Below are 25,037 nucleotides of genomic sequence, written 5' to 3'. Positions count from 1 at the left end.
TGCCGCCGAGGCCATTCCCGTGAGCGCCGATCTTCCCGCCCATATGCATCCCAGCCGTTCGTTCCAGGGGCTGATCCTGACCCTGCACAACTACTGGGCAAACTACGGTTGCGTCGTGCTGCAGCCCTACGACATGGAGGTTGGCGCGGGCACTTTCCACCCGGCCACGACGCTGCGCGCGCTGGGGCCGAAGGCGTGGAACGCGGCCTATGTGCAGCCTTCGCGCCGGCCCAAGGACGGGCGCTACGGCGAGAACCCCAACCGGCTCCAGCACTACTACCAGTATCAGGTGATCCTGAAGCCCAATCCGGAGAACTTGCAGGAACTTTATCTCGGCTCGCTGAACGCAATCGGCGTCGATCCGCTGCTGCACGATATCCGCTTCGTCGAGGACGACTGGGAAAGCCCGACGCTGGGTGCCTGGGGGCTGGGTTGGGAGTGCTGGTGCGACGGCATGGAGGTGTCGCAGTTCACTTATTTCCAGCAGGTTTGCGGGATCGAATGCGCGCCGGTGGCGGGCGAACTGACCTACGGTCTGGAGCGCCTTGCAATGTATGTGCAGGGCGTCGACAACGTCTACGACCTCAATTTCAACGGCCGCGAGGGCGCCGAGAAGGTGACCTATGGCGAGGTTTTCCTGCAGGCAGAGCAGGAATATTCGCGGCATAATTTCGAGTTCGCCAATACGGCGATGCTGCTGAAGCACTTCGAGGACGCCGAGGGCGAGTGCAAGGCGCTGCTGGCCGCCGGTGCGCCTTCGTCGCAAGGCCAGCCGCACAAGATGGTGCTGCCGGCCTACGATCAGTGCATCAAGGCGAGCCATGTCTTCAACCTGCTCGATGCGCGCGGCGTCATTTCGGTGACCGAGCGGCAAAGCTACATCCTGCGCGTGCGCAACCTCGCCAAAGCCTGCGGCGAGGCGTTCCTTCTGACCGACGCCGGCGGATTTTCGCTCGTCGGGGAGGCTGCATAAATGCCTGATCTGCTGCTTGAACTTCGCTCCGAGGAAATTCCCGCCCAGCCGCACGACCGCAGCGCCGCAGGCGCGAGGACGTGCAAACAAGAAAATAGCATGCGGGTGGAAAAACTCTGATGCCCGACCTTCTGCTTGAACTTCGTTCCGAAGAAATTCCGGCCCGCATGCAGCGCAAGGCGGCGGGCGACCTGAAGAAACTGGTGACGGACGGGCTGGTGGAAGCCGGCCTGACCTATGAGGCGGCGCGCGAATACTGGACGCCGCGCCGGCTGACGCTGGACATTCGCGGGCTGACGGCGCGCTCCAAGGACATTCACGAGGAACGCAAGGGGCCGAGCACGAAGGCGCCCGAACAGGCGATCACGGGTTTTCTGCGGTCGGCGGGACTGAGCTCGATCAGCGAGGCGCACGTCCATACCGATCCGAAGAAGGGCGATTTCTACGTTGCCCATATCTCGAAGCCGGGCAGGGCGGCGGAAGAGATCATCGCCGATTTGATGCCGGGCATCATCAAGGCATTCCCGTGGCCGAAATCGATGCGCTGGGGCGCGGCGTCCGGCCCGAAGGGGATGAGCTATCGCGGCGTCGAAGGGCGCGGCGGCGATGCGCTGCGCTGGGTGCGGCCTTTGCAATCGATCCTGTGCACCTTCGGCCCGGAAACGGAAGAGCCGGTGGTGGTCGACTTCGAGGTCGACGGCATCCGTTCCGGCAACGTGACCTATGGCCATCGTTTTCACGCGCCTGACGCCATCACCGCCAAGCGCTTCGATGACTATGTGACCAAGCTGGAAGCGGCAAAGGTCGTGCTCGACGCTGACCGGCGCAAGGAAATCATCCTGTCGGATGCGAAGAACCTTGCCTTTGCCAATGGGCTGGAACTGGTCGAGGACGAGGGCCTGCTGGAAGAGGTGTCCGGGCTGGTGGAGTGGCCGGTGGTGCTGCTTGGCGAGTTCGAACAGGACTTCCTCGCCATCCCGCCGGAAGTGATCCGGCTGACCATCCGCGCCAACCAGAAGTGCTTTGTCTCGCGCCCGCAGGGCGAAGGCGAGGCGCTTGCCAACCGCTTCCTGCTCGTCGCCAACATCGAGGCGAAGGACGGCGGCAAGGAAATTGCCCACGGCAACGGCAAGGTGGTGCGGGCACGGCTTTCCGATGCGGTGCATTTCTGGAAGACCGACCAGGCAAATGTGCCTGACATCGACCAGTTGAAGGGCTCGGCGGAAAAGTTCGAGCTGGATCTGGCAAAGCCGCTCGACCAGCGCATGGCGCGCCTCGATCATCTCGGCGTGACCTTCCACGCCAAACTGGGCACACAAGGCGAACGGGTGGCGCGCATTCGCAGGTTAGCTGAAAGACTGGCGATGTTGACCAGGTTCGAGCCTGCTCTGGCCCGCCGCGCGGCGGTGTTGGCGAAGGCTGATCTGACCACCGAGATCGTCGGAGAGTTCCCTGAATTGCAAGGCGCGATGGGCCGCAAATACGCGCTGCTGCAGGGAGAGGATGCCTCGGTCGCGGCGGCAATCGAAGATCATTATAAGCCGCAAGGTCCGTCGGATCGTGTGCCGACCGATCCGGTTTCGGTCGCCGTGGCGCTGGCCGACAAGCTTGATACGCTGGTCGGCTTCTGGGCGATTGATGAGAAGCCAACAGGCAGCAAGGACCCGTTTGCATTGCGCAGAGCGGCACTGGGGGTGATCCGCATCGTTCTGGAGAGAGAGCTTAGACTGCAACTTGTCAAAATCACTAGCCTCTCAGCCGTGAGTTACTTTCAGAAATTTCAGAAAGAGGACTCTTGGCCTTACATAGATGCTGCAAGAAAGTTGACTTCGGTCGGGCTTGTTGATGAATCTCTATCTAACGAGGTCTTTCAACAGCTACTGGGCTCGCCTAGCCTGTCTGCTGCAATAAGTGCAGCGCGTGAGATGGTAGCAAGGATCAACTACGACCTCCTCTCATTCCTCCACGACCGTCTAAAGGTCTATCTGCGCGATCAAGGCGCAAGGCACGATCTGATCGATGCGGTGATCACACCTGAGTCCGATGATCTTCTCATGATCGTCCGTCGCGTCGAGGCGCTGGGCGAATTCCTTGAAACCGATGACGGCAAGAACCTGCTCGCCGGCACCAAGCGCGCGGCCAACATACTCGCTGCCGAGGAGAAGAAGGGCACCGCCGTTGCGGCTGCCGTCGAGCCTTCGCTGTTCAAGGAAGATGCGGAGAAAAAGCTGTTCGACGCGGTGAATCAGGCCGAGAAGAAAGCTGGCGAAGCGATTCAAAAGGAAGACTTTTCCGGCGCTATGCTGGCGCTTAGCGTTTTGCGTGAACCGGTTGATTCATTTTTTGAACAGGTGCTGGTCAACGACGACGACCTGGCGGTGCGGGCCAATCGCCTTGCGTTGCTGACGCGCATCCGCGCCGCGACCGATCAGGTGGCGGATTTCTCGAAGATTGCCGGGTAGCCGGGCCGGGAGCGGTGGGAGATCAGCGCTCCAGAATGATGACCTGCACGCTGCTGCTGTAGACATCGACCTGGATGAGAGGCCGGCCATTGGTGATGGCGCGGCGTGTGGCGGCGTCCATTGCACCGCGCTGTTCGAGCATCCTCTGGAGCCTCGAACGTTGCTGGTTGGTCTTGAACCAGCGGTCGTTTTCGTCCTCGCGGTCAACCTGCCCGAAGCGATGCCAGTTGGCGCGATCTTGCCTCACCATCTGCGCCGCGCTGTCGAGCGGGTAGCCGTCGCTGGCGAAATGGTCGTCCTGCGAGATGCGGGCGACATAGCTGCCGAGAAGCATGTCGGCCATTGCAGGCAGCGTCAGAAAACCAAGCGCGACGTTGGCCGCAAGCGGCTTCAACATCCAGTGCATGAACTCCCCCCACTCACGTTCTGGCAACTGTGAGGCAGGCTGCCTTGCGGAGCAGCCGATTGCAACTCATGCAAAAGGACGTGGGTGGAGCTAGCGCGCTTGTGGCGTAGGGTTGCGGTTCGCCGCCATTGGTTGCGCCGAAGTCGCTGGCGCTTCGGTAGGCGCAGTGGCGCCGCTTTCAGCAGAAGCCTGCTGAGGCTGAGCGCTGGCCGTTGCCGGCGCAAAGACGTCGCCGACGATGCCGCCGCGGATGACCATCGGCGCGAAGTGGGCCTTGGATGAAGTTTTCTTCGGAATGGCCGCGACCTTCTCATAGGTGACAGGCGGCCACGGCATGCCATAGGCGACGATGGAAGGGCTGACGACTTCCGGCTCGACGGCGGCCGTGGCAGGCAGTTGCTGCCAACTGCCCGGCGTCATCTGGCTGAGCGCCTTCTGAGACGGGTCGGTGGGGGTCTCTGGCTTGGCGGATTCCGTTGCGGCAACCACGATCGGGTCGGGCGCGCCCATGACCACGATGGACGGGGTCGAGGCCGGTGCAGGCTCGCCGAACGTGACGAAAGACGAGGCTGCCGCGCTGCCCGTCATGGCTGCAAGCGAAATCATTCCAATTGTGATGATACGCAAGGACAAGAGCTTGTTCCCCCAGCTTTCACCGCCAACATAGCGAAGGAGCGTTGATATCCGCTTGTGAGCACAGTTCGCATTTTAATGAATTGGCTTTTGCCGACGACGCTTGCCGCATCCTGCCCACCGCTGTAGGCAGGCGCCAGAAAGGTTTGGCTCGTGGCTGAGATACTTCCCGCCGACAAGGCACTGGACCGTGCGCTGGCGCTGCTTCAGGCGGGCGAGGTCGTCGCCATACCGACCGAGACGGTCTATGGCCTTGCCGGTGACGCCACCAATGGCGAGGCGGTCGCGCGCATTTATGAAGCCAAGGGCCGTCCGCGCTTCAACCCGCTGATCGCGCATGTCTGCGACCTGGAAATGGCCGAACGCATCGGCGTGTTCGATCCCTTGTCGCGCAAGCTGGCCGAACTGTTCTGGCCCGGACCGCTGACGCTTGTGGTGCCGCTCCAGCCGGATGCGGGCATCCATCCGCTGGCGACTGCCGGTCTGGACACGATCGCGCTGCGCATGCCGCGCGGCTTCGGCAACAGGCTGATCGCGGCACTCGGCAGGCCGCTCTCGGCGCCCAGCGCCAACAGTTCGGGCCACATCAGCTCGACCTCGGCGGAAGCGGTGGCGGCCGATCTCGGCAGGCGCATCAAGCTGGTGGTCGATGGCGGCGCAACGCCGGTCGGTGTGGAATCGACGATCGTCAGGGGCGAGGACGGAAAGCTGAAATTGTTGCGGCCGGGTGGCATCGCCGCCGAAGAGATCGAGGCCGCCACTGGCATGAAGCTGGAACGCGGCGCAAAGGGCATCCAGGCACCTGGCATGATGGCTTCGCACTATGCGCCGAATGCGGCGATGCGGCTGAATGCCATGAGCGTAGGCCAAGGCGAGGCGCTGCTCGCCTTCGGGCCAACGCGCGCCAAGGGTGCCGAGCGCGCGGCAATGACGCTCAATCTCTCGCCGACCGGCGATTTGCGTGAAGCGGCGACGAACCTGTTTTCCTTCATGCGCGAACTCGACGGCAGCGGCGCGGGCGTCATCGCCGTAGAGCCGGTTCCGATGCAGGGTCTGGGCGAAGCGATCAACGACCGGTTGGCGCGGGCCGCTGCCCCGCGTGACATGGCCGAGGCTGGAGCATAGGCTTTCAGAATGAACGATGCCGTTTCTCACCTCGATCCCGCCCTTGTCCAGCGCTTTGCCGACATTGTCGGCGACAGGTATGCATTGCACGCGCCGGACGACATCGCGCCCTATCTGATAGAGCCGCGCGGCCTGTGGCATGGCCGCAGCCAGCTCGTGCTGAGGCCGGGCAGCGTGGAGGAAGTGAGCCGCATCCTGCGGCTTGCCACCGAGACGCGCACGCCGGTGGTGCCGCAAAGCGGCAATACCGGGCTGGTTGGCGCGCAGGTGCCGGATGCGAGCGGCAGGCAAGTGGTGCTGTCGCTGTCGAGGCTGAACCGCATCCGAGAGATCGACGTCCAGTCCAATACGGTGACGGCGGAGGCGGGCGTCATTTTGCAGACACTTCAGCAGGCGGCGGACGGCGTTGACCGGCTATTCCCGCTTTCGCTGGGCGCACAAGGCTCGTGCCAGATCGGCGGCAACCTTTCCTCCAATGCCGGCGGCACCAATGTGCTGGCCTATGGCAATGCGCGCGAACTGTGCCTTGGCGTGGAAGTCGTTCTGCCGACGGGCGAGGTGTTCGACGATTTGCGCAAGCTGAAGAAGGACAATACCGGCTACGATTTGAAGAACCTGTTCGTCGGGGCAGAGGGCACGCTGGGCGTGATCACGGCTGCGGTGCTGAAGCTGTTCCCGAAGCCGAAGGGCCGCGAGGTGGCCTTTGTCGGCCTGCCGTCGGCTGAGGCCGCCCTTGCCCTGTTTGGAGCGGCTGGCGCACGGGCGGGCAGCGCGCTGACGGCGTTCGAGCTGATCGGCAAGCGGCCTTACGATTTCACGCTTGCGCATGCGAGCGGCGTGGTGCGCCCGCTGGAAGGCGACTGGCCCTGGTATGTGTTGACGGAGATTTCCTCGGGCCGCTCGGCAGAGGACGCGCGCGCGCTCATCGAAGACATATTGTCGGCAGCATTCGATGCGGAAATCATCGGCGATGCGGTGATCGCCTCAAGCCTTGCGCAAAGTTCTGCGTTCTGGAATTTCCGCGAACTGTTGCCGGAAGCGCAGAAGCCGGAGGGCGCATCGATCAAGCACGACATTTCCGTGCCGATTTCCTCCATACCGGCTTTCATCGAGCGGGCGGAAAAGGCCGTGGCCTCGGTGAGTCCCGGCGCGCGTGTCGTCTGCTTCGGCCATATGGGCGACGGCAACCTGCATTATAATATCTCGCGCCCGGAGGGCGGCGACGACCATGCCTTCCTCGACCTCTATCACGCCATGAACAAGGCTGTGCATGACGTGGTGCGGGCGCTCGACGGGTCGATCTCGGCTGAGCACGGCATCGGCCAGTTGAAGCGCGACGAACTGATCGCGACAGCCCCGCCGATGGCGATCGACCTGATGCGGCGGGTGAAGCGCGCCTTCGATCCGGCAGGCATCATGAATCCCGGTAAGGTTATCTGATCCTTTCCAATTCTCGGGGCCGGTCGGATTCCGCTAACCATTTGGCAGATCAGCAAAATTTAACCGACTTTTTTAAGCCCGCCGGTAAGGTGGGCACGCTACCGTCTGATCCATAACGAGGCTGGAAAACGGCCCGGGGAGAACCGGAAAACCGGCTCTCAGGAGAGACAGGAAGGCACTGATGAAATCTGGACTGAAGCCAGTCTGGGCGGGACGCAACATGCGCCTCGACCCGTTCCGCTTGCCGCAAGTGGTGAGCTACGCGACCCGCGACGACCACGGTGACGTGACCTCCACGATCGATCATCGTGGCGCTGTCATCCGCCGCACGCTCGAGATGAGTGGCCTTCCCGCCATTATCGCGCTGCCGGCCAATGCCTTCCGGGGTGTGGCCGCGCGCGCCATGGAAGACGAGGACGGCAACGTCACCGTGACGCTGGAATTGTTGCACAACGACCCGATGCTTTCGGTGCCGCTTCTGGTGGCTGACGATCTCGATGACGTCGCTGCCGACTGGCGCGCATGGGCCGACGCCTACAGGCTGCCCATGCTTCTGATCGAGGCCGATGGCGAGGCGCGCACGCTGGAGGAATCCCTTGGCGCGGCGCTGAAGACGCTGCCGCCGCAGGAACGCCGCAAGGGTCGCGTTTCCAACCAGAGGCGGCCGCGCTTCCTTGCCCGCCGCCGCGCTGGTGACCTTGGCCTCAGGCTGGTGGTCGATGGCGAGGAAATCATCGCCGCCGAATAGATTCAGGTGATGGCGGCCTGCTAATGGCGCTTTCCTGCGCTTCCGGTGCTCATGTACCAAACGTACATTCCGCTCCGGTTCTCGAAAATCACCATTCTCGGCTCGCCCTGACCTGAATCTGGGGCCCAGCCTAGGTCAATTGCGGGCCGCTACAACAGCGGCTTGAGCGCTGCCCATGCCGCGCCGCCGACAATGCCGAGGAAGACCAGCCAGCCGACCTGGTTGTTCGATTTGAACAGGCGCAGGCACTGGTCGGGATTGTCGATGTCGAGGGTGGAGATCTGGCGCGCCATGTGCGCGCCGGCTGCGATCAGCCCGGCCATTACCGGAACGGGCGCCTGCGCATTGGCGAAGGCCACCGCAAAGCACATCAGCGCACCCGCATAGAGGCCGGCCAGCCAAGCCTTGGTGTTGTCGCCGAACAGCCGCGCGGTGGAGCGCACGCCGACGATGGCATCGTCCTCCTTGTCCTGATGCGCATAGATGGTGTCGTAGCCGATCACCCACAGGATCGAGCCGATATAGAGCATGATGGCCGGTGCATCGATGTCGCCGAACTCGTTTGCCCAGCCCATCAGCGCGCCCCAGGAAAAGGCAAGGCCGAGAACGAGTTGCGGCCAGTCGGTGAATCGCTTCATGAATGGGTAGATGGCGACGATCACCAAGGACGAGATGCCGAGCCCGACGGCAAAGCTGTTGAGCTGCAACAGGACGGCAAGGCCGATCAAAGCCTGGATGACGAGGAAGGTCCACGCCTGGCGGCGGCTGACTTTTCCCGATGGCAGCGGGCGCGAGCGCGTGCGCTCGACGGCGACGTCGATGTCTTCATCGACGATGTCGTTGTAGGTGCAGCCTGCGCCGCGCATGGCGATGGCGCCGATGAGGAACAGCACAAGCGTGTAGGGCTGCGGCAGAAGCGTCAGGATCGGATCTGTCGGGCGGGCATAGGCCGTGGCGGCGAGCGCTGCCGACCACCAGCATGGCCAAAGCAGCAACTGCCAGCCGATAGGCCTATCCCAGCGCGCAAGCTGCGCATAAGGCCACAGCCACCGCGGCAGCACCCGGTAGACCCAGTGCCCGCTTGGCGCATCGGCGACACGCCCCTGGGCGGCTTTCGACTGAATGGTTTCCATGACGCTGGAGTGGCAGCGCCGGGCGGTGCAGTCAAGACGACGAATTGCCCTTGATAAGTCGAGGCAAAGCTTGACCGGGCGGCTGGGGACACATACCGGAAGTTTCGCCATCGGATTGGACAGCGAGGTACAGCCAGCATGAACGTTCTTCTTCTCGGCTCGGGCGGCCGCGAGCATGCGCTGGCGTGGAGGCTCGCCGCTTCGCCAATGTTGACCAAGCTCTATGCCGCGCCGGGCAATCCCGGCATCGCGAAGGAAGCGGAGCTGGTTGCGGTTGACATAACCGACCATGCGGCGGTGGCGCGGTTTTGCCTGGGCAACAACATCGACCTCGTCGTCGTCGGGCCGGAAGCGCCGCTTGTTGCCGGTATTGCCGACGACCTGCGCGCCAAGGGCATCCGCGTCTTTGGCCCATCGAAGGCTGCGGCGCAGCTTGAGGGATCGAAGGGCTTCACCAAGGATTTGTGCGCGCGCTACGGCATTCCGACCGGAGCCTATGGCCGCTTCGACAGTCTGGCGGCGGCCCGGGCCTATGTCGAGGAAAAGGGCGCGCCGATCGTCATCAAGGCGGACGGGCTTGCGGCCGGCAAGGGCGTGACCGTTGCGATGACGCTTGCCGAGGCGCTTGGCGCGCTGGAAGCCTGCTTCGACGGCTCGTTCGGCAGCGCGGGCGCCGAGGTTGTGGTGGAGGAATTCCTGACCGGCGAGGAGGCGAGCTTTTTCTGCCTTTGCGATGGCGCCACGGCGCTGCCGTTCGGTACAGCGCAGGATCACAAGCGCGTCGGCGAGGGTGATACCGGGCCGAACACCGGCGGCATGGGCGCCTATTCGCCGGCACCGGTGATGACGCCGGAAGTGGTCGAACGCACCATGCGCGAGATCGTCGAGCCGACTATGCGCGGCATGGCCGAAAAAGGCATGCCGTTTTCCGGCGTGCTGTTCGCCGGCCTGATGATCGACGGCAAGGGCGCGCCGAAACTGATCGAGTTCAATGCCCGTTTCGGCGATCCCGAATGCCAGGTGCTGATGATGCGCCTGAAGGAAGATCTGCTGACGCTGCTGAACGCAGCGGTGGATGGCCAGCTTTCGCATATGTCGGCGCGCTGGCGCGACGAGACGGCGCTGACGGTGGTGATGGCGGCGAAGGGCTATCCGGCCTCACCGGAAAAGGGTTCCGTCATTCGAAATACCGAGGCCGCAGCGGGCAAGGGCGTGGAGATATTCCATGCCGGCACCGCTTTGCGGGATGGCGAACTTATTGCCAATGGCGGACGCGTGCTCAACGTGACGGCGACCGGCCTGACTGCCGGCGAAGCGCAGACGAAGGCCTATGCCGCTGTTGACCTCATCGATTGGCCGCAGGGTTTCTGCCGCCGCGACATCGGCTGGCGCGCGGTCGACAGGGAATTCGTGAAATGAGCGTGACCATCTACCACAATCCCGCCTGCGGGACTTCGCGCAACACACTGGCGATGATCCGTGCCTCGGGCGAAGAGCCGGAGATCATCGAATATCTGAAAGCGCCGCCGACGCGGCAAAGACTGGTTGAATTGCTCAGGCTGTTGGGCATGAAGCCGCGCGAACTGTTGCGCAAGAAGGCCACGCCCTATGCGGAACTTGGGCTGGACGATCCGAAATGGAGCGACGATGAGATCGTCGATTTCATGATGGAGCATCCGATCCTGATCGAACGCCCGATCGTCATAACGGAAAAAGGCGTTGCGCTGACGCGGCCGTCGGAAACGGTTCTCGACCTGCTTGCCAATCCCGATATCGGTGATTTCACCAAGGAAGACGGCGAGATCGTCAAGGCGCGACAGGCCGCTCAGGGCCAGTAAGGTCGCGCGTCTTTCTTGATCGATCCGGTCGCGATCGGGTCGATACCGGGATCGGCTTTGGCGACAAGCGCCGCCCGGCCCTCCAGCCTGACGAAGGCGTATTCCACCATGCCGTACCGATAGGGATCGTCCCCAGCTAGTTTCGCCGCCACCGGAGGCAGTGTCCAGGCAGCTCGGAATTTGGCCCAGCCGCTGCTGACTGCGGCGACAAGCTCTCCGACGGTGGGCGGCGTGGCAACCGCAGCATAGGTGATCTCGACCTTGCCCTTGAGCCCTTCGCTACGCGCGATGGGGACCGGGACACTGGCCAGATAGTCGGTCGGCACGTCGATGAGATGGCCGAACGGCCATTGGGCGCGCAATTCATCGGCGGCCATCGGGGCGACGTTCACATCGATGTCCAGCGGGGTGCCGGGCGGGCGGTAGGGGCAACGGCGGCTGTTGCAGTTGGCTTGCGCCGAAAACTGCCACAGCGCGTAGCCATCCCAGTTGCCCTTCGGGAAATGCATGTCGATGTCGGGCTTGTAGCGGGCATACCAGAGCGGCAGCCGCGATAGGAGACGGTAGCGAAAGCGGTTGTCGGCAATGTGCTTGGCGGTCGAGCCGTTGGTGTAGAGAATGGGGAAGCGCCCGATGCGGCGATGGACCTGACGCACGAACTCTTCGGCGTCGTCCAGCGACATCCACTGTCCGGGATCGTTGTCCTCGATGTCGAGGGCAAGCAGGTCCTCCGGCGCCGGTTCGGCGAAGTCGATGAAGTTGTTGGCCTGATCGACCGGATTGCCGGGGCGGGCGAGATGATAAGCGCCCCATTCAAGGCCGAGCGCCTTCGCCACGGTGCGGCGGGTGTGGAACAACTCGCGCGCCACCGCATGGCGTTTCCACAATGCCTTGCAAAGCTTGATGGCTTCTTCGTCGCCGGAACAGGCGTAGGGCGGCGGTAGGCCGTCGGAGGCCTTGTTGATGAAGCCGACGATGCGCTTGTCGGAGGCGAGCGCGTTCCAGTCGATGGAGTTGTACTCGTAGGCGTCTATGACCAGCGCCCGGTTGGGCTTCTTCCACGGTTCGGAGAAATCGGACGCCTGGGCAGGCAAAAGAGCGGCAAGCGTTGTCGCTGCCGCCATCAGTGCTGCCCGCAAGAAAGGTCGCCCCGGAAATCCCAAGCCTGATTCCCTCATGATTTGCCGCAAATACTGGAGATTTATGGTTAACGAATTGCTTGCAGGGCTAATCAAACCGGCAGCCACCCATGAAATGGCTAGCGCTTGCCTGCGGGCATGAACGGTTCGGGCGCTGGCTGCTGCTGTACGCTGCCTTCAGCGATCCGCTTGTTGTGATGGACCAGTGAACATTTGGGCGAGCAGAGCAGGCCGCGATCCGACCAGTAGGCCGGGCCGTTTTCGGGCTTGCCTTCGCAATATGCAAATCCCTCGGCCCTGAAGGGGCGGCCGCATTCAATACAATGGTCTGATCGAGCGAGCATGGCGATGTCTTTCGCAATCCTGTATGTATCGCACAAGAGGCGGATTTATAAAATCAGCGTGACAATTATTGACGTTTACGTAAAGTGCAGTCCAACAAGGCTGGCCGTAGCGTTTTGATCGGCTGGTGCCTGAAAATGATGGCAGTCACAGGAGCTAAAGCGGATGTATCGCGCACCCGTCGAGGAAATAGCCTTCACATTGAAACACGTGGCCGGCCTGAGGGAAGCTTTGGCGGCAGGTACATTCGGCGACCTCAGCGAAGACCTGATCGACGCCGTGCTTCATGAAGCGGGACGGTTCGCCTCGGAAGAAATCGCGCCGCTTTACAAGGCAGGCGATGAGAAGGGCGCGGTGCTGAAAGACAGTGCGGTGACCACGCCTGCGGGCTGGCGAAACCTGTATAAGAACTGGGCCGAAGGCGGCTGGAATGCGGTGGCGGCACCGGAGGAATATGGCGGGCAAGGCCTGCCGATGATGCTTTCGGTTGCCGTACTCGAAATGTGGAATTCGGCATCGGTTGCCTTTTGCCTCGGCCCGATGCTGACGATGGGCGCGGTCGAGGCGCTGGACAAGCACGCGACCGAAGAGCTCAAGCAGACCTACCTCGCCAAGCTGGTTTCCGGCGAGTGGATGGGAACCATGAACCTGACCGAACCGCAGGCCGGTTCCGATCTGGCGGCCCTGCGCACCCGCGCCGAGCCTGCCGGCGACGGCACCTATCGCATTTTCGGCCAGAAGATATTCATCACCTATGGCGAGCACGATTTCACCGACAACATCGTGCATATGGTGCTGGCGCGCCTGCCGGATGCGCCTGCCGGAACACGCGGCATTTCGTTGTTCCTGGTGCCGAAATTCCTCGTCAACGAGGATGGTTCGCTGGGTGCTCGCAACGACTTGTTCTGCTCGGGATTGGAAGAAAAGCTCGGCATTCACGGCTCGCCGACCTGCACCATGATCTATGGCGACGGCTTTGCCGGCGACAAGCCGGGCGCTGTCGGCTGGCTGATCGGCGAGGAGAACAAGGGGCTGGCCTGCATGTTCACGATGATGAACAACGCCCGGCTCAATGTCGGCATGCAGGGCGTCGGCATTGCCGAGATGGCATTCCAGAAGGCGCTCGCCTATGCCAACGAGCGCAGGCAGGGCAAGGCCGCCGGATATTCCGGCAACGGCATGGCCCCGATCGTCTATCATCCGGACGTGCAGCGCAACCTGCTGACCATGAAGGCGCTGACGCAGATTTCGCGCGCCATCAGCTATAGCTGTGCCCATGCCATCGATATGGCGCGGGTGTCGGAAGGCGCAGCTCGCGCAAAGTGGCTCGACCGCGCCAATCTGCTGACGCCGTTGGCCAAGGCGTTCTCGACCGACGCCGGTGTCGATGTCGCTTCGCTCGGCATCCAGGTGCATGGCGGCATGGGCTTCATCGAGGAGACGGGCGCGGCAGCACTCTACCGCGATGCGCGCATTGCGCCGATCTACGAAGGCACCAACGGCATCCAGGCGATCGATCTTGTCGCGCGCAAGCTGCCGCTGCGCGAAGGCGAGGAAGTGCACAGCTACATCGACGACCTTGTAGCAATCGCAAGTGCGGTGCGCACGTCCGGGCAGGGCGGTTTCGGCCAGACGGCAGACCTTCTCGACCAGGCGCTGGACGATCTTTCCGAGGCCACGCGGTTCCTGCAGTACCAGCTCGAAAATGGGCAGGTCGAGGAGGCTCTCGCGGGGGCGACGCCCTATCTCAGGCTGTTTTCGCTTGCCGCCGGCAGCGCCTATCTGGCGCGTGCGGCGATTGCCGACCCGTCCGAACCGCGCCTTGCGCTCTGCCGCTTCTTTGCCGAAAATATGCTGGCCGAGGTGGCTGCGCTCAAGGACCGGGTCATCGAAGGGGCTTCGAGCCTTATCCAGGCGGGCAAGACGCTGATTTCAGTCTGAAACCGTTCCATCCAGAGGCACAAAGATTTTGACAGACCATATCCTAATCGAACGGCGCGGCGCGGTGCAGATCATCCGCATGAACCGGCCGGAGAAGAAGAATGCGCTGACCCGCGCCATGTATGCCGCGATGTCGGCGGCGCTTAGCCAGGGTGACGCCGACCCGTCGGTCCGCGTCAATGTCTTCCTTGGCGTGCCGGGTGCGTTTTCCGCGGGCAACGACCTTGCCGACTTTCTCGCTGTCGCGACTGGCGCGGAAGGCGGCAACGAGGTCTGGGATTTCCTGATGGCGCTTGCCAATTCGCAAAAGCCCATGGTTTCGGGCGTCGACGGCATTGCGGTGGGTATCGGCACGACGCTCAACCTGCATTGCGATCTGACCTTCGCCACGCCGCGCACGGTGTTCCGCACACCCTTCGTCGATCTGGGCCTTGTGCCGGAGGCTGGCTCGAGCCTGCTTGCGCCGCAGATTCTCGGCCGGCAAGGGTCGTTTGCGCTGCTGGGGCTGGGCGAGGGGATTTCGGCCGAGCATGCCAGGCGGGTGGGGTTGATCTACGACGTGGTCGAGGAAGACGGCCTTGAAGGCGCGGTGCTGGCCGCCGCGGAAGATATTGCCGCCAAGCCACCCGAGGCGTTGAAAATCGCGCGCGACCTGATGCGCGGTCCGCGCGACGAACTGGTGGCCCGTATCCGGGAAGAGGCCGAGCATTTTCGCCAGCGGCTGAAGTCAAGCGAGGCGCACGCGGCCCTGTCGGCCTTCATGAGCCGGAAGAAGGCAGGGTAAGGAGCGGTCCGCGAAGTGGCCGAAAAGCCAGCGATTTGGCTTTTCGGGTGACGAACCTCTGGGCCGCTGGCGGAGGGCCGGGGAGACGGCGCCAAGCGTTACGGATAAAGCCGGGTCTTGCCCCATCCGCCGTCGGGTTGACGGGTGAACACGATGCGGTCGTGCAGGCGGAACGGCCGGTCGTGCCAGAACTCGATGGTTTGCGGCATGATGCGGAAGCCTGACCAGTGTTTCGGACGCGGGATTTCGCCGATGGCGTAGCGGGCGGTGTATTCGGCCACCGCCTTTTCCAGCGCGAAACGGCTTTCGAGCGGCCTTGACTGCTTCGAGGCCCAGGCGCCGATGCGGCTGCCGCGCGGACGGGATGCGTAGTAGGCATCGGCTTCTGCGTCGCTGGCGATCTCGACCGGACCGCGCACGCGCACCTGCCGCCGCAGCGATTTCCAGTGGAAGCACATCGCCGCCTTCATGTTGCCGAGGATTTCGCGGCCCTTGGCGCTTTCGAAATTGGTGTAGAAAGTGAAGCCGCGCTCGTCGAACCCCTTGAGCAGCACCATGCGCACGTCGGGCAGGCCGTCGGCGTCCACCGTGGCCAGCGCGACGCCGTTTGGATCATTGGGTTCGGACTTGGTGGCGTCGTCCAGCCATTGCCCGAACAGGCGATAGGGTTCGGCGGCTTCGGTGAAATCTGGTTGCGACGTCAATTTTGCATTGCCTTTGAAGAGGGCCCGGTAAGTCGGGCGGAACTGGTTGCAGCTTTCCGCGTGCTAATGACACCGGTCAGGCCAGGATACCCTAGCCTTACGCGTTGCCGTCAGGCAAACCGGATTCGCTGTCTGGACCTATAGCTCTTCATTGTTGTTTCATCGCGATTGCCGACAGTTGCCTGCCGCTGTCGGCTGTTGCGGCTAGACAGGCTCGCAGTCGCGCTCGGTGCCGCCGGCAATGTCAGATCCGAGCATTTCGACGTTGGCCACCGGGAAGGTTCTCTGGGCCACTTCAACGATGTTTTCGATGTGGTCCGAAGCCAGATATTCGTCATCGATCTCGACGCAAATCCTCAAGGTGACGATGACGGATGTCGGCATCTTCATTCGGTCCAGCTTTCCCTGTCGGGATAACATTGTTGGCCAAGCGCGCCCTTGTCGACGGCGGCGAGACGTCAGGCTTCCGCCTGATAGTCTTTCCTCGAACGCAGGTGGCCCCGGTAGAACCAGAACTCGCGCGTTGAGCCGTCATCGGTGGTGGACATGGCGCGCACATAGTCGCCGCTGCTTTCCAGCACGACCGCAGTCAGCGGCCGGGTGCTGATGATGCAGTTCGAGTACTGCGCCATGGCCTCCACGGCGCGCAGTTTCGCCAATCCGAGAAACCGGTCGAGGTCTGCGATCGTGTCACAGATCGAGTACGGGCCGCTGCCCGCATTGCTCACCAGGACCCCTGCCTTGTAGGCCTAGGGCTTGGCTCTGGCATCTGCCGTGCCCGAGGCGAGCACTGCGGCGGCCAGCACCGCATATTTAAGCATTTCACGCCTGCAAAAGGCACTTTTTGCCTAGTGCGCCTCCCAAAATTAATCTAGATTAGTGCTACACTCTAAAGCATCTCTTTTACAACAAGTTTGTTTGAGTCCCCGTTGCCGTTGGGGCCGTTTAGCCGAAGCAAGGTTCACAAGTGCTTGAATGGCTCGAAAACGGGCTGTTTTTCCTCGTGATCCTGCACATGGCCTCGTGCGGCAATCTTCTGTTAACCCGCAGTCGTTCATAGTTTATTCAAACTTTATTTCCGGGCCGGGAGACTGCCGATTGTCGCGTAGCGCGCAGCCTTTTGACAGTTGGCAATATCCCAATATCGCGTCGTTCGGCGTGAAGATCGTCACCCTTGCTTGTGTTGCCGCGCTGGCCGGTTGCGGTGTGGGCGGTTTCAGCCTGGAAAAGGCCGAGGTCGATCGTGCGATCATCACCAGCAACGTGCAGGCGAGCGCGACGGTGACGGACGGCGGCATGGTCGCCGACCAGTTGACGATCCGCAATGCGGTATCCTCCGCCGACCTTGAGGAAAGTGCCGGCCGCTCGCTGTCATGGGCAAATGCCGATACCGGCTCGCGCGGTTCGATCACGGGGCTGACGGAAAGCCGCAACAAGGGCGAGTTGTGCCGCGAGTTCGCCGCGACGCGGGAGAGCTTCGACGGCATTGCCCTCTATAACGGGCGCATCTGTATGGTCGGTGCCGGCGTCTGGCGTATCGATGACTTCAAGGCGGCGTAATCCGGGATCAGGGCGTATTTGACCGGTCCTGATCCTAGCCTGTTTTCGTGCAGCACTGGAATTTCTTCCTATTGAAGCGCATATAACGTCAGACCCTAACCCCTCTCGCTAGCAGGCAGGATTGATGCGCGACCCCTATGAGGTGCTGGGCGTTGCAAAGAACGCTTCGGCCAAGGAAATAAAATCGGCTTACCGCAAGCTCGCCAAGAAGGATCATCCGGACCAGAATCCGAACGATCCCAAGGCGAAGGATCGCTTTGCCGCCGCCAACCAGGCTTACGAGATCCTCGGCGACGAGAAGGCGCGCGCCGCGTTCGACCGTGGCGAGATCGATGCCGATGGCAAGCCGCGCTTCCAGGGCTTCGAAAGGGCTGCCGGGGGTGATCCGTTTGCCGGGTTCCGTCGCCAGCAAGGCCCCGGTGGCTCCAATTTCGAATTCCGCAGCGGCGGTGCCGGGCCGCAAGGTTTCGACAGCGACATTTTCAGCCAGATATTCGGTGGCGCGTTCGGCCAGCAGCAGGCGCGCGGCCAGGAGCAGTGGCCCGGCGGCGACCGCAGGCGCGCGGCCGCGCAGGGCGCCGACTTGAACGTGGTGCTGGACGTTACGATCGAGGAAGCCGCCACCGCGCCAAAGGTGACGGCACAGTTTCCCGATGGCCGCAAGATTGCGGTCAAATTGCCGACCTATGTCGAGGATGGCCAGACGATCCGGCTCAAGGGACAGGGCGAGCAGGGACCGGGCGGCGCCGGCGATGCGCTGGTGAAGATCAGGTTCCGCCGTCATCCACGCTACCGGATCGAAGGGCGCGACCTGCACGCTGACTTGCCGGTGTCGCTGAAGGAGGCCGTGCTTGGTGCGAAGCTGCCGGTCGAGACCCCGGCCGGCAAGCTGGCGCTTAACGTGCCGGAATGGTCGAGTTCCGACAAGGTGCTGCGCCTCAAGGGCAGGGGATTGCCGGAAAAGGCCGGCGGTCATGGCGATCTCTACGTCCATGTGCGCATCATGCTGCCGGAAGGTGGCGACAAGGACCTGGAAGCCCTGATGCGGAACAAGTGATGCGACTTCACGTTGTCGGCAGGCGTTTGGGTGCTTGAAGCCGCTGTAAGGCTGTGCGATAGGGCACCTCCCAAGCAAAAACGTGCGGAGAACGCTGAAATGGCGGGTGGACAGGGCCTTATGGCCGGCAAGCGCGGCCTTATTTTGGGCGTCGCCAACAATCGCTCTATCGCTTTCGGCATCGCCAAGGCCTGCGTCGACCAAGGCGCCGAGATTGCGCTGACCTATCAGGGCGAGGCGTTCAAGAAGCGCGTCGAGCCTTTGGCGGCGGAACTGGGCGCTCATGTCAGCGGCCATTGCGACGTCACCGATCCGGCAAGCCTCGATGCGGTGTTCGCCGATGTCGCCGGCCATTTCGGCAAGATCGACTTCCTCGTCCATGCCATCGCTTTTTCCGACAAGGAGGAGCTTGATGGCCGCTATGTCGAAACCACGCGCGCCAATTTCAATCGCACGATGGAAATCTCGGTGTTTTCCTTCACCGACATCGCCAAGCGTGCCGAGGCGATCATGAACGACGGCGGTTCGCTTTTGACCTTGACCTACTACGGCGCGGAGAAGGTCATGCCGCACTACAACGTCATGGGCGTTGCCAAGGCGGCGCTGGAGGCGAGCGTGCGTTATCTGGCCGTGGATCTCGGCGGGCGCGGCATCCGCGTCAACGCCATCTCAGCCGGCCCGATCAAGACGCTGGCTGCCTCCGGCATCGGCGATTTCCGCTACATCTTGAAGTGGAACGAATACAACTCGCCGCTGAAGCGCACGGTGACACCGGAAGAAGTCGGCGATTCGGGGCTCTACCTGTTGTCCGACCTGTCGCGCGGCGTCACCGGCGAGGTTCATCACGTCGATTCCGGCTATCATGTCGTCGGCATGAAGGCGGTGGATGCGCCGGATATTTCGACGGTAAAAGACTAAATCCCAATTCCGGGCTCTGTCCCGCTACGCGAACGAGTGCCAGACGCCATGTCTCCGCTTGTCTATATCGTGCGCCACGGCCAGACCGACTGGAACGTGGAAGAACGTCTGCAAGGGCAGGCGGATATCGATCTCAACTCACGGGGCCGCAGCGAGGCAACGGGAAATGGCAAGAGGTTGGCCGAACTGATTGCCGACCCGCAGGATTTCGATTTTGTCGCCAGCCCGATGATCCGCACCCGCCATACGATGGAACTGGTGCGGCAGGCGATGGGGCTGCCTGCCCAGGGCTACAGCACTGATCCGCGCCTGATGGAGATGAATTTCGGCGATTGGCAAGGCTATACGATTGCCGAGGTGGAGGAGCGCTATCCGGGCTCGACGCGGGGACGTGTGCTGGACAAGTGGGACTTCAGGCCGCCGGGCGATGCAGCCGAGAGCTACCAGATGCTTTTGGAGCGCGTGCGTCCGCTATTCGAGGCGCTGGATCGTCAGACAGTGTGCGTAACCCATGGCGGGGTTATACGGGCGCTGTTCCGGCTCGTGGAGAAGGTGTCGAAGGCCAAGGCCGGATCGCTCGACACCCCGCAGGACCGCATCCTGCGCTGGCAGGACGGCCATCTCGAATGGCTTTGATCTGAGCGCGGCCTATTCCGGCAACTGCATATCGGTGATGACGTTGCCGGCGTCGGTTACGTCGAAGGCGATGACGATATCCATTCCGGGCTGAAGCGAATCGACATCCATTTCGGCGTTCAGCTTGTAGGCCTTGCCGTCATCCAGCGTCAGCGTCATCGCTTCCTTGTCGACTTTCTTGATCACGCCTTCCGTCTGCCCTGCAAAGGCGGCGGTGGAAATGAAAAGCACAGCGGCAATGGCGCCAAGGAGCGTACGCCCGATCCGGGTAAGCATTGTCGTCCTCTTGGTTTCTTGCGCCCGGCCGATTTGGCGGCAGGCGATTTGGGGCTCAGCGAAGAGTGCAGAAACCAGCCCAATGTGTCAAAGCTTGGACAGCGCTGATCACAGTTTGACCACTGCAAAAAACGCCAATAGAAGGCGCAGACGAACCGATCAGACGCCGGGCAGGGCCAGTTTCCATGTCTCACAACACTTTCGGTCATCTTTTTCGCGTGACCACCTGGGGCGAGAGCCATGGCGCGGCCCTGGGCTGCGTGGTCGACGGCTGCCCGCCCGGCATCCGCTTCACGCTTGCCGACATCCAGGCCGAACTCGACCGCAGGCGTCCGGGCCAGTCGCGTTTCGTGACGCAGCGGCGCGAGCCGGACGAGGTGAAGGTGCTATCCGGTTTCGTGTTCGACGAGGACGGCGTGACCATGATCACCACCGGCACGCCAGTTTCGATGATGATCGAAAACGTCGACCAGCGCTCCAAGGACTATGGCGAGATCGCACGCCAGTACCGCCCGGGCCATGCCGACTACACCTATGATGTGAAATACGGACTGCGCGACCATCGTGGCGGCGGCCGCTCCTCGGCGCGCGAGACGGCGGCGCGAGTGGCGGCGGGTGCCTTGGCGCGCAAGGTCGTGCCCGGCCTTGTGGTGCGCGGCGCGCTTGTTTCGATGGGTGAGAAGAAGATCGACCGCGCGAACTGGAACTGGAATTTCATCGGCGATGCCGAAAATCCGTTCTTCACGCCGGACCCCGCCTCGGTACCGGTGTTCACGGCCTATCTCGACGGCATCCGCAAGGCCGGCTCCTCGGTCGGCGCTGTGATCGAGATTGTCGCTGACGGCGTGCCCGCAGGCCTGGGTGCGCCGATCTATGCCAAGCTCGACCAGGATATTGCGTCCAACCTGATGTCGATCAATGCCGTGAAGGGCGTCGAGATCGGCAATGGCTTCGAGGCAGCGACCATCACCGGCGAACAGAACGCCGACGAGATGCGCATGGGCAATGACGGCAAGCCTGTGTTCCTGTCGAACCACGCCGGCGGTATTCTTGGCGGCATCTCGACCGGCCAGCCTGTCATAGCCCGCTTTGCGGTCAAGCCTACTTCGTCGATCCTGACGCCGCGCAAGTCGATCGACAAGGACGGCAACGACGTCGATGTCATGACCAAGGGCAGGCATGATCCGTGCGTCGGCATCAGGGCTGTGCCTATTGGCGAGGCGATGGTTGCCTGCGCTATTGCCGATCACTATCTGCGCCATCGCGGGCAGACGGGAAGATAAGGGAGTAGGGGAATAGGGCAGTACGGCAGTGGGGGCGGACCGCCACTTGCCACTTCCTCTTGGTTCCCTATTGCCCTATTGCCCTATTGCCGTACTGCCTTATTGCCTTGCTAGCGAAGCGAGAATCCCATGCCTTACGACCAGAAGAAAATCGTTGAAGCCTTGCGCTCTTTCGAGCGCGGCGAAATCGTCGTGGTGATGGACGACGACGGGCGCGAGAACGAAGGCGACCTGATCGTGGCGGCCGTTCACTGCACGCCGGAAAAGATGGCCTTCATCGTGCGCCATACCTCCGGCATTGTTTGCGCGCCGATGCTGCGCGAAGACGCCAAGCGGCTGAACCTTGCGCCGATGGTGGCGGACAACGATTCCGCCCACACCACCGCGTTTACGGTCAGCGTCGACTTCAAGCACGGTACCACGACCGGCATTTCGGCGGACGACCGCACGCTGACCGTGCGCAATCTGGCCAATGGCAATGTCGGCGGCGCAGATTTCGTGCGCCCCGGCCACATATTCCCGCTGATCGCCCGCGAAGGCGGGGTGTTGATGCGTTCGGGCCATACGGAAGCTGCGGTCGACCTTTGCAAACTGGCCGGCCTGCCGCCGGTGGGCGTGATTTCCGAACTGGTCAATGACGACGGCACGGTCAAGCGCGGCCCGCAGGTGGCGGCGTTTGCCGAACAGCATGGATTGAAGCAGGTATCTGTGGCCGATCTGATCGCCTATCGCCAGCGCCAGGAAACGCTGGTCGAGCGCGTTGCCTGCACCGATATCGACACGACCGGCGGCAAGGCCAAGCTCTATGCCTACACCCTGCCGTGGGACCCGATGCAGCATCTGGCCATTGTCTTCGGCGATATCCGCGACGGCGTCGAGGTGCCGGTTCGCCTGCATCCTGAAGATGTGGTGGCCGATGTTTTCGGCACCCGCCATCGGCTTGACGACATCATGCGTTCGATGGGCGAGCAGAAGCGGGGCGTCATCGTCTATCTGCGCGAGGGATCGGTCGGCGTGGCGCATCAGGACCGCAAGCGGCCTTCGGCTGACCATGAGGATCATGAGGAAGCCCGCCGCCGCGAGAACGAATGGCGCGAAATCGGGCTTGGCGCGCAGATCCTCAAGGATCTCGGCATTTCCTCGATCAACCTGATCGCGTCGCGCGAACGGCACTATGTCGGGCTGGAAGGCTTCGGCATTCACATCGCCAGCACCGAGATCGCGTAGCGGGCCACGCCGCTGCCGCCCTGTTGACCCACCGAGGCATTGTCTTCATCCTCCCGCCGCTGGCGAGGAGAGAATCGGGCGATGTGGGATTTCAGCGTCGGTACCTCACTGTCCATGATGGCGCGGACGTGGCCGTTCATCCTGCTGCGCATGGTCGTCTATTTCGGCATTACGCTGGCCTATATCCTTGCAACGGGATCGGGGGCCGGCGTCGGCTATGGGGTTGGCCACATATCTTCCGACCCTGACGGGCCGGCTTCGTTTGCCGTATGGGGCGGCATCGTCGGCTTCGGCCTTGTGTCGATAGCCGTCTACTGGATCCGGGAATATATCCTCTACATCGTCAAGGCAGGGCATATCGCCGTCATGGTGCATCTGGTCGACGGGCGCGAGGTTCCGGGCGGCCAGAACCAGATCAGCTATGCGAGGGAAGTGGTTACGCAGCGCTTCGCCGAGGCGAACGTGCTTTTCGTCGTGGACCAGTTGGTGAAGGGAGCGATCCGGGCAATCACCGGGTTGATCGGCGGCGTCGCGGCCTTCCTGCCGATCCCCGGCCTCGACGGGCTTGTGCGTTTCGCCAACACGGTGGTGCGCATTTCGCTGACCTATGTCGACGAAATAATCCTTGGCTACAACATCCGGGTGAACTCTTCATCGCCCTTCGAGAGCGCCCGCCGAGGCGTCGTGCTTTACGCGCAGAACGGCAAGGTGATGCTGAAGAACGCCATCTGGCTGGCGGTGATCATGTGGGTGGTGTCGTTCCTGGTCTTCCTGTTCATGATCGCGCCGGCTGGAGCGCTGCTCTACTTCATGCCGGGCCAGCTCGGCGGCTGGGCTTTCGTCTTCGCCATCGTATTTGCCTGGGCATTCAAGGCCGCTCTGATCGAGCCGTTTGCCATTGCTTCGTTGATGCAGGTCTATTTCCGCACGATAGAGGGCCAAGTGCCCAATCCTGAATGGGATCGCAAATTGGCGGAAGCTTCCTCGAAGTTCCGCGAACTGAAAGACAAGGCGATGGGTTCGTTCGGAAGCGCCGCTACGGCCAGACCGGCGGAGCGCACCTGATTCTGTTGATCGTTGCGCCTTCGAAGCGTGAAATCATGGCCAAGAGCCGCCCTCGCGCCTATATCGGGGCATGGTCACGCGCCTTTATACCCATCCGATCTATCTTGAGCATATAACGCCGCCCGGTCACCCGGAGCGTCCCGACCGGCTGCGCGCCATCGAGCGTGCGCTGGACGACGAGGCGTTTGCCGCGCTCGACCGCGTGCAGGCCCCGGAAGGCGACGAGGCGACCATTCTCTATGCTCATCCGGCCGCTTTCGTGGACCGGGTGCGGGCCGCCATTCCGGACACCGGCATTGCGCGCATCGATGCCGATACCACGGCGAGTCCAAAAAGCTGGCAGGCCGCGCTGACGGCGATTGGCGCGGCAAACGCTGCCGTCGACGATGTGTTCGAGGGCAGGGCGACCAATGTCTTCGTTGCGGCAAGGCCGCCCGGACACCATGCCGAAAAGACCACGGCGATGGGCTTTTGCTTCTTCAACTATGCCGCCATTGCCGCCCGCCATGCCCAGAAGAAACATGGTGCGGAACGCGTCGCCATCGTCGATTGGGACGTGCATCACGGCAATGGCACGCAGGACATCTTCTGGGACGATCCGAGCGTGCTCTATTGTTCGACCCACCAGATGCCGCTTTATCCGGGCACCGGCGCGAAGAACGAGACGGGTGCCGGCAATATCGTCAACGCACCGCTGGCTCCGCAAACCGGTTCGGAAACCTTCCGCGAGGCGTTCGAGACGCGCGTATTGCCGGCGCTGGACAAGTTTGCGCCCGACCTGATCATCGTTTCCGCCGGTTTCGACGCGCATCACCGTGATCCGCTGGCCGAGATCAACCTGGACGAGGATGATTTCGACTGGGCAACCGGCCAGTTGATGGATCGTGCGGGACGCCATAGCGGCAACCGTCTCGTCAGCCTGCTGGAAGGCGGCTACGATCTGCAGGGACTGGCATTTTCGGTCGCGGCCCATGTCGCGCGCATGATGAAGGGATAGGACATGGCCGGCGAGGCGAACGAGGACGTCAAGGCGATGAGCTTCGAGCAGGCGCTCGATGCGCTGGAGAAGATCGTAGTCGATCTGGAGCGCGGCGACGTGGCGCTCGACCAGTCGATCCGCATCTATGAGCGGGGCGAGGCGCTGAAGGCGCATTGCGACCGCTTGCTCAAAGCTGCCGAGGACAAGGTCGAGAAGATCCGGCTGTCGCGCGACGGCAAGGCTGTCGGCACCGAGCCACTGGACGGCGAGTAGATCTGCTTTTTGCAAGCCGCGGCGGGTAAACAGTCCGTCGCGGCTTTGCGGCTTTCCCGGTTTGCGCATGGCGCATAGAGTGCATCGCATGTGCT

General features: G+C 62.5%; 26 protein-coding genes. 18 read left to right on the top strand and 8 right to left on the bottom strand.

What is annotated here, in order from left to right; genetic code table 11:
• Nucleotides 1-43: 43 nt before the first annotated feature.
• Nucleotides 44-973 (top strand): glycine--tRNA ligase subunit alpha, encoded by a 930-nt coding sequence (locus ASD50_RS20015; protein WP_413813912.1) that lies wholly within the window; start codon nucleotides 44-46, stop codon nucleotides 971-973.
• Between the two features lie 119 nt (nucleotides 974-1,092).
• The gene (gene glyS / locus ASD50_RS20010) at nucleotides 1,093-3,435 is read left to right on the top strand and encodes a glycine--tRNA ligase subunit beta (RefSeq protein ID WP_056245294.1); all 2,343 of its coding nucleotides are present in this window, start codon (nucleotides 1,093-1,095) and stop codon (nucleotides 3,433-3,435) included.
• A gap of 22 nt (nucleotides 3,436-3,457) precedes the next feature.
• Here the strand turns inward: glyS and ASD50_RS20005 are convergent, their stop codons facing one another.
• Nucleotides 3,458-3,841 (bottom strand): hypothetical protein, encoded by a 384-nt coding sequence (locus ASD50_RS20005; protein WP_156465196.1) that lies wholly within the window; start codon nucleotides 3,839-3,841, stop codon nucleotides 3,458-3,460.
• Between the two features lie 90 nt (nucleotides 3,842-3,931).
• Entirely contained in the window at nucleotides 3,932-4,474 is a 543-nt protein-coding gene (locus tag ASD50_RS20000; RefSeq protein WP_156465195.1) for a hypothetical protein, read from the bottom strand.
• Nucleotides 4,475-4,627: 153 nt separating this feature from the next.
• On the opposite strand from ASD50_RS20000, the gene ASD50_RS19995 reads away from it, so the two are divergent.
• The 3 genes from ASD50_RS19995 (at nucleotide 4,628) to ASD50_RS19985 (ending at nucleotide 7,787) form a co-directional block, all read left to right on the top strand.
• Nucleotides 4,628-5,599, top strand: coding sequence for an L-threonylcarbamoyladenylate synthase (locus tag ASD50_RS19995; protein ID WP_056245282.1), 972 nt, complete (start codon nucleotides 4,628-4,630; stop codon nucleotides 5,597-5,599).
• A 9-nt stretch (nucleotides 5,600-5,608) separates the two neighbouring features.
• Nucleotides 5,609-7,039 (top strand): FAD-binding oxidoreductase, encoded by a 1,431-nt coding sequence (locus ASD50_RS19990; RefSeq protein WP_056245278.1) that lies wholly within the window; start codon nucleotides 5,609-5,611, stop codon nucleotides 7,037-7,039.
• Between the two features lie 181 nt (nucleotides 7,040-7,220).
• Entirely contained in the window at nucleotides 7,221-7,787 is a 567-nt protein-coding gene (locus ASD50_RS19985; protein ID WP_056245273.1) for a DUF6101 family protein, read from the top strand.
• Between the two features lie 149 nt (nucleotides 7,788-7,936).
• Here ASD50_RS19985 and ubiA read toward each other — a convergent pair whose 3' ends face one another.
• Complete coding sequence (gene ubiA, locus ASD50_RS19980) at nucleotides 7,937-8,920, bottom strand: 4-hydroxybenzoate octaprenyltransferase (RefSeq protein WP_056245272.1); 984 nt, start codon at nucleotides 8,918-8,920, stop codon at nucleotides 7,937-7,939.
• Between the two features lie 138 nt (nucleotides 8,921-9,058).
• Here ubiA and purD point away from each other — a divergent pair, with 138 nt between their 5' ends.
• Both purD and arsC read left to right on the top strand, forming a co-directional pair.
• A complete protein-coding gene (purD, locus tag ASD50_RS19975; RefSeq protein ID WP_056245269.1) occupies nucleotides 9,059-10,339 on the top strand; it encodes a phosphoribosylamine--glycine ligase in 1,281 nt (426 codons plus the stop codon).
• Nucleotides 10,336-10,758, top strand: coding sequence for an arsenate reductase (glutaredoxin) (arsC, locus tag ASD50_RS19970; RefSeq protein ID WP_056245266.1), 423 nt, complete (start codon nucleotides 10,336-10,338; stop codon nucleotides 10,756-10,758). Before purD ends, arsC begins: the two co-directional genes overlap by 4 nt.
• On the opposite strand, the gene ASD50_RS19965 is transcribed toward arsC, so the two are convergent.
• Complete coding sequence (locus ASD50_RS19965; protein WP_056245263.1) at nucleotides 10,746-11,882, bottom strand: glycoside hydrolase family 25 protein; 1,137 nt, start codon at nucleotides 11,880-11,882, stop codon at nucleotides 10,746-10,748. The genes arsC and ASD50_RS19965 overlap by 13 nt on opposite strands.
• 522 nt (nucleotides 11,883-12,404) lie before the next feature.
• Between ASD50_RS19965 and ASD50_RS19960 the strand changes: the two genes are divergently transcribed.
• Entirely contained in the window at nucleotides 12,405-14,180 is a 1,776-nt protein-coding gene (locus tag ASD50_RS19960) for an acyl-CoA dehydrogenase family protein (protein WP_056245261.1), read from the top strand.
• A gap of 28 nt (nucleotides 14,181-14,208) precedes the next feature.
• Entirely contained in the window at nucleotides 14,209-14,964 is a 756-nt protein-coding gene (locus ASD50_RS19955) for a crotonase/enoyl-CoA hydratase family protein (protein ID WP_056245257.1), read from the top strand.
• A gap of 98 nt (nucleotides 14,965-15,062) precedes the next feature.
• Here the strand turns inward: ASD50_RS19955 and pdxH are convergent, their stop codons facing one another.
• The 3 genes from pdxH to ASD50_RS19940 form a co-directional block, all read right to left on the bottom strand.
• Nucleotides 15,063-15,668 carry a pyridoxamine 5'-phosphate oxidase gene (gene pdxH / locus ASD50_RS19950; RefSeq protein WP_056245254.1) on the bottom strand — a complete coding sequence of 202 codons (606 nt, stop codon included), beginning with the start codon at nucleotides 15,666-15,668 and terminating at the stop codon, nucleotides 15,063-15,065.
• Nucleotides 15,669-15,872: 204 nt separating this feature from the next.
• Nucleotides 15,873-16,058 carry a hypothetical protein gene (locus ASD50_RS19945; protein WP_056245252.1) on the bottom strand — a complete coding sequence of 62 codons (186 nt, stop codon included), beginning with the start codon at nucleotides 16,056-16,058 and terminating at the stop codon, nucleotides 15,873-15,875.
• Nucleotides 16,059-16,126: 68 nt separating this feature from the next.
• Nucleotides 16,127-16,396 carry a hypothetical protein gene (locus tag ASD50_RS19940; RefSeq protein WP_156465194.1) on the bottom strand — a complete coding sequence of 90 codons (270 nt, stop codon included), beginning with the start codon at nucleotides 16,394-16,396 and terminating at the stop codon, nucleotides 16,127-16,129.
• A 370-nt stretch (nucleotides 16,397-16,766) separates the two neighbouring features.
• On the opposite strand from ASD50_RS19940, the gene ASD50_RS19935 reads away from it, so the two are divergent.
• From ASD50_RS19935 to ASD50_RS19920, 4 genes are all read left to right on the top strand, one after another.
• A complete protein-coding gene (locus ASD50_RS19935) occupies nucleotides 16,767-17,228 on the top strand; it encodes an RT0821/Lpp0805 family surface protein (RefSeq protein WP_056245247.1) in 462 nt (153 codons plus the stop codon).
• A 124-nt stretch (nucleotides 17,229-17,352) separates the two neighbouring features.
• A complete protein-coding gene (locus ASD50_RS19930) occupies nucleotides 17,353-18,285 on the top strand; it encodes a DnaJ C-terminal domain-containing protein (RefSeq protein WP_056245244.1) in 933 nt (310 codons plus the stop codon).
• Between the two features lie 99 nt (nucleotides 18,286-18,384).
• A complete protein-coding gene (gene fabI, locus ASD50_RS19925; RefSeq protein WP_056245811.1) occupies nucleotides 18,385-19,203 on the top strand; it encodes an enoyl-ACP reductase FabI in 819 nt (272 codons plus the stop codon).
• Nucleotides 19,204-19,251: 48 nt separating this feature from the next.
• Entirely contained in the window at nucleotides 19,252-19,839 is a 588-nt protein-coding gene (locus ASD50_RS19920; protein ID WP_056245805.1) for a histidine phosphatase family protein, read from the top strand.
• Nucleotides 19,840-19,851: 12 nt separating this feature from the next.
• Here ASD50_RS19920 and ASD50_RS19915 read toward each other — a convergent pair whose 3' ends face one another.
• Nucleotides 19,852-20,115: a DUF1344 domain-containing protein gene (locus tag ASD50_RS19915; protein WP_056245241.1), complete on the bottom strand. Its 264-nt coding sequence runs from the start codon at nucleotides 20,113-20,115 to the stop codon at nucleotides 19,852-19,854.
• A 185-nt stretch (nucleotides 20,116-20,300) separates the two neighbouring features.
• On the opposite strand from ASD50_RS19915, the gene aroC reads away from it, so the two are divergent.
• The 5 genes from aroC to ASD50_RS19890 all read left to right on the top strand — a co-directional run bounded on the left by aroC (nucleotide 20,301) and on the right by ASD50_RS19890 (nucleotide 24,942).
• Nucleotides 20,301-21,398: a chorismate synthase gene (aroC, locus tag ASD50_RS19910; protein WP_056245238.1), complete on the top strand. Its 1,098-nt coding sequence runs from the start codon at nucleotides 20,301-20,303 to the stop codon at nucleotides 21,396-21,398.
• A gap of 129 nt (nucleotides 21,399-21,527) precedes the next feature.
• The gene (gene ribB, locus ASD50_RS19905; RefSeq protein ID WP_056245233.1) at nucleotides 21,528-22,625 is read left to right on the top strand and encodes a 3,4-dihydroxy-2-butanone-4-phosphate synthase; all 1,098 of its coding nucleotides are present in this window, start codon (nucleotides 21,528-21,530) and stop codon (nucleotides 22,623-22,625) included.
• A gap of 81 nt (nucleotides 22,626-22,706) precedes the next feature.
• Entirely contained in the window at nucleotides 22,707-23,690 is a 984-nt protein-coding gene (locus ASD50_RS19900; protein ID WP_056245231.1) for a hypothetical protein, read from the top strand.
• Nucleotides 23,691-23,760: 70 nt separating this feature from the next.
• Nucleotides 23,761-24,687 (top strand): histone deacetylase family protein, encoded by a 927-nt coding sequence (locus tag ASD50_RS19895; RefSeq protein WP_056245229.1) that lies wholly within the window; start codon nucleotides 23,761-23,763, stop codon nucleotides 24,685-24,687.
• Between the two features lie 3 nt (nucleotides 24,688-24,690).
• Complete coding sequence (locus tag ASD50_RS19890) at nucleotides 24,691-24,942, top strand: exodeoxyribonuclease VII small subunit (RefSeq protein WP_056245226.1); 252 nt, start codon at nucleotides 24,691-24,693, stop codon at nucleotides 24,940-24,942.
• Nucleotides 24,943-25,037: the final 95 nt, after the last annotated feature.

Origin of the sequence: Mesorhizobium sp. Root552 (assembly GCF_001427285.1) — a bacterium.
GTDB lineage: Bacteria > Pseudomonadota > Alphaproteobacteria > Rhizobiales > Rhizobiaceae > Mesorhizobium.
The sequence above is the reverse complement of the archived record's forward strand: the minus strand, read 5'-3'. Positions and strand labels throughout refer to the sequence as shown.